At 36.1% G+C, this 4,183-nt stretch carries 4 protein-coding genes; all 4 read right to left on the bottom strand.

Annotated elements, in window-relative coordinates:
- Positions 1-105 precede the first annotated feature (105 nt).
- The 4 genes from FHC52_RS22350 to FHC52_RS22335 are packed head-to-tail and all read right to left on the bottom strand — an operon-like array spanning position 106 to position 3,942.
- Positions 106-1,563, bottom strand: a complete 1,458-nt coding sequence (locus tag FHC52_RS22350) for a HAMP domain-containing sensor histidine kinase (RefSeq protein ID WP_259280441.1) — start codon at positions 1,561-1,563, stop codon at positions 106-108.
- Positions 1,560-2,048: a molybdopterin-dependent oxidoreductase gene (locus tag FHC52_RS22345; protein ID WP_061676259.1), complete on the bottom strand. Its 489-nt coding sequence runs from the start codon at positions 2,046-2,048 to the stop codon at positions 1,560-1,562. Before FHC52_RS22345 ends, FHC52_RS22350 begins: the two co-directional genes overlap by 4 nt.
- Positions 2,041-3,024 (bottom strand): hypothetical protein, encoded by a 984-nt coding sequence (locus FHC52_RS22340; RefSeq protein WP_065336277.1) that lies wholly within the window; start codon positions 3,022-3,024, stop codon positions 2,041-2,043. The genes FHC52_RS22345 and FHC52_RS22340 overlap by 8 nt, the downstream gene beginning before the upstream one ends.
- A gap of 3 nt (positions 3,025-3,027) precedes the next feature.
- Positions 3,028-3,942: a helix-turn-helix domain-containing protein gene (locus tag FHC52_RS22335; RefSeq protein ID WP_077950058.1), complete on the bottom strand. Its 915-nt coding sequence runs from the start codon at positions 3,940-3,942 to the stop codon at positions 3,028-3,030.
- Positions 3,943-4,183: the final 241 nt, after the last annotated feature.

Raw genomic sequence — 4,183 nt, 5'->3', positions numbered from 1 at the left:
GCCCTAACAGGATCCCGGTCATCTCAAAATTGGTGTTAGTGTTAGACATATATTCAAGCCTATCTCTTATCTGGAGATACAGCTACTGTCTGGTGTTTCAGGGGGCTACATCACAGGCGAGGTTGTAGCCTCGACAATGTATCCAGCATTAGTAAGCAGACTGGAAAGAGACGAACAGGCCATTTCATTATCATCAATAACAAGCAAGCTAAGAACGCCGAAGACATCTCCGGGAGCTGAAGCAGATACCTCAGCTGTTGCAAGGCTGCTATCTCCCAACTTGATAGGTATTCTTACTGTAACAGTTGTACCTACATTTACTTCACTAGATATATGAATAGTACCTTTTAATAGTCTGATTATCCCTGCAACAATAGCGAGTCCCATCCCAAATCCAGGTACAGTGGATTTCGAATCTACAACTCGTGTAAATGGTTTAAATATAAACTTTAGTTTGTCTTTAGGGATTCCCTTTCCGGTATCAGAAATGACAATATTTAACACCTTACCTTTTTCTATAAAGTAATCTACATTGACTTCCCCGCGCTCAGTGTACTTAATAGCGTTACTGGTTAAGTTTTCAATTACTTGATTAAGGCGTAGAGCATCTGTAAAAATCACTGCATCATTATTGTTTTTTATTTTAACTGTGACATCCTTTTTTTCATAAATAGCAATGCAATCCTGCACAGCGTTAGTAACGATTGCTTGCAAGCTATTATAGGTGTTTTTTATCTCTACAGATCCGTTGTCAATTTTTGCAAATTCAGCCAAATCATTTAACTGGCGCTCCATTTTCGAAACAGCAGTTTCAAGTCGTTCTATCTGACCAGATTTAATCCCTCCACTCAGATTATTGGTTACGACATCAATGATAGACACTATTGCTTGTAAAGATGTTCTGAGTTCATGGCCTACCATACCTAAAAATGCATTTTTACTGGCAAAAGCAGCCCGTTCTGATAGTAACAATCGGTTAATTTTACTTATGTAAATAAATAGGACAAAAAGAAGCAAGGAAATCAACCCACCTGTAATAAACAGTAGAGTCCATAACTGCTGACGTTTGCTCCTGAAATCTTTAAGAGCGTCATTCCTTTGTGCTATTTCAGCCATATCAGCAAGATTTGTAACGGTTTTAGTTAGCGGTTTTATATCAGCTATGATTGTACTTATCTTTTTATAATCAGGGTGATTATGCGAAAGCAGCCCGTCTATGTCTTCAAGCTTTTTGTTTATCGAATCAATTGTTTCTTCATAGCCTTGCTGTTTATATAGAGGTGCAGTCGCCTCACTCCTTACATAAATAACATTCAAACGAGAATAAAGGATATCGAATTTAAGCCTAACATCGTCAATAGTATTATCGCTATTGATTAGCGTGTAAAGCTCATTCAACTGTATAATGAATTTTGCCACTGAGAAACCGTAGTTTTCTTGGGTGCTAGCGACGGTGTATAAAGTTTTCTCCGATAAAAGACTGTTGTACTTAACAACACTAGACACAGTGAATGCTATCAACAAAAGCAGAGCAACCAAAATGATAAAGAAATTTTTTTTCATTTGAGCACCGTAATTTTGTCTATCTGCCAAATGAACCGTGCAAGATAGTGTGGCGTGTTAAGCTCAATATAATGTTCATCTAAAGGATATACCAAAAAATAAGGTCCAAAATCCCTTATTTGAAGCCTTTTTCCATCCATTTCTGTAGCCAATAAAATGTTATATTTTTCAACGTCATTCATGTCTACAATGATTTCATAATCATTCAGAGCATGGAATTTTAGCTTTGTTCCATTAGCGCCAGCGAGTTTTAAAACATAACTTAGGTCGACGCCCTTGAATTTTACTTTTTTACCGGTTGGCGTCCAAGGTGTTGTCGTTACGATGGTATCCCGTGGGAACGAATCAAACTGCTTTTCAGTAATCACATAACCTTTATCACTGTTAGCATTAGCGATTGAACCATCTATAACTATATCCCCAATATTGCTATATGCACTAATTGACAAAAGCATTAGGGATAAGAATGAAATTATTTTAACCATAAAGATACTCCCTGTAATTATTTTCCACCATTTTAACCAGTTGGAAATCTTCACTACTCTGAATTTTTTCTAATCTTTTATTCCCAACATAAATCGACTTACAATTACTGTAATACTTTGTTCTTAATTCTGGCGGTATTGTATTAAACACGCATTCAGTAGGTACACCAAATCCAGCGGCTATATGCAATGCAGAGGAGTCACAAGTATAAACGTTGCTAGCATACTTAATTAGCGCTATGAAATCTTTCGTATGGGGTGAATACTTTGATATGTTAATATAATTTTTATGATTCACATCCACGAAACCTAGTACCGTTTTTCCTTCGCGCCTAGAAAGCATATCAACTATGTCATAATAGAACTTCGACGGTATACTTCTTATTTTTGTGCTAGCAATAGGTGCAAAAAGTGTGTAGTTTTCAAAAACTGGCGCTCCGAGATCAATATTGCCTAACCATTTATTAGATAGCTCATTATGGTTAACATCATCAAGTTTCACGCCAAGACCTTGGATAAAATAATCATGCATTTCCATAATATGGAAATCTGGAGAATATAGCTGATTTCCCACATCAATATTCAATGCAGTATAAGGCAATTTCTGAATATGAAAAGGCATGTAATGAAGCTCATCTATAACCGAGGATGCTAATTCATACAATTCCTCAACATATGACGGTGCAGTCTCCGGTCGAATAAGCTTAATTTTAATCTTGGGATTCTTTTTTTTGATTGCTGACAGCACAGAAATCCCGACGATAGAATCACCTAATGTCACTCCCATGCCATTGATCACATTTAGGTGTTCTATTTCAGAGTAATCACTTGAGAATTTTTGTATATTCCAGTTTTTTATAAGACCATTGTTTAATGGTAAAATATTTTCATAGCTTAGCTTCTGATAATCGTAAGGTGCTACGATCAAACTATCGTTACTTATCAAGCTACCGGAATATTCAAGTAAATTTCTCATAATCTATCTGGCGAAATATTTTTCAATGTTAGATTTGATGATGCCTGATTTAATCGGCTTTTCGTATGGTCCCACAATGTCATAATCATGAATTGACTTTACAATTTCATCATCTTTTATACCAGATAGTTGACCTGTAAGAACGATTATCATTGCATTTTTATTTTTTGACGACCTTATAGCTTTAACCAACTTAAAGCTTGTTTCATCACCGATGATCCAGTCCAAAACATATGCGTCATACGGATTTGTTGCGACAGCTTGAGTAAGTTTTTTCAAGTTATCATAAGTATCTACTTGATAATAATCGTTCGAAAGGATTTCTTTTAAGCTTTCGGTGATATTAGCATCGTCATCAAGTAGTGCAATTCGATACTTAGTGCTGCTAATTACCTTTGGATTTATGACAATACTTTCTATGCTTCGTTTTGATTCATAAAGCAGTTCATCTTTTAAATCATTTGTCGGAAAAATGTTCCATTGGTCAGCTACTTTCAGTGCTGAGTATTCTGTGTTTACTTCCGAACCTTCAGGATAGAGGCATACCTTACAAGAGTGTTCACTGCGGCCATCGTTCCAGATCGCATCTTGAATTTCTTTATTATCCTCATAATAAATACGGAAAAACTCAATCATATCCATGCCAACGGATTGGACTACTTTTATGAGTTGCTGAACCTCCCACTTGGTCGCACCATTCAACTTCTTATAGCCCGCTGATGTAGTGATCTGTAGCACCTTACTTATGTAACTATTGTGCTTTACCTTGGAAATACCTTTTTTGGTCAATACCTTCGCCAGTACCTCTATCACTTTTGCATCATCGAGATCTTGCATTTTTATTACTCTGAATTTGGAGATTTTCTTGATTTTATCCTGCCAGTGTTTTTTTTCAATTTTTTCAAACATCTCCAACATTTTACACTGCTGAAAAAGTCCTAAAAATTGGAATCATTCTTAAATCGATACTGTAAGTTATAATTTTATTGAATACCCAACTTATAAGCGCTATCGTATTAATCAAATCATTAGCTCTTTAATAACGGCACTGTTGCAAATAGTCGATGGTGATAAACTTATCATCCCCTTTTGCTGATGGAGCTGCACATGAACCCATTCAAAGGCCGGCATTTTCAGCGTGACATCATTCTGTGGGCCG

This window comes from Enterobacter sp. EC_64, from assembly GCF_019584165.1.
GTDB lineage: Bacteria > Pseudomonadota > Gammaproteobacteria > Enterobacterales > Enterobacteriaceae > Enterobacter > Enterobacter roggenkampii.
The sequence above is the reverse complement of the archived record's forward strand: the minus strand, read 5'-3'. Positions and strand labels throughout refer to the sequence as shown.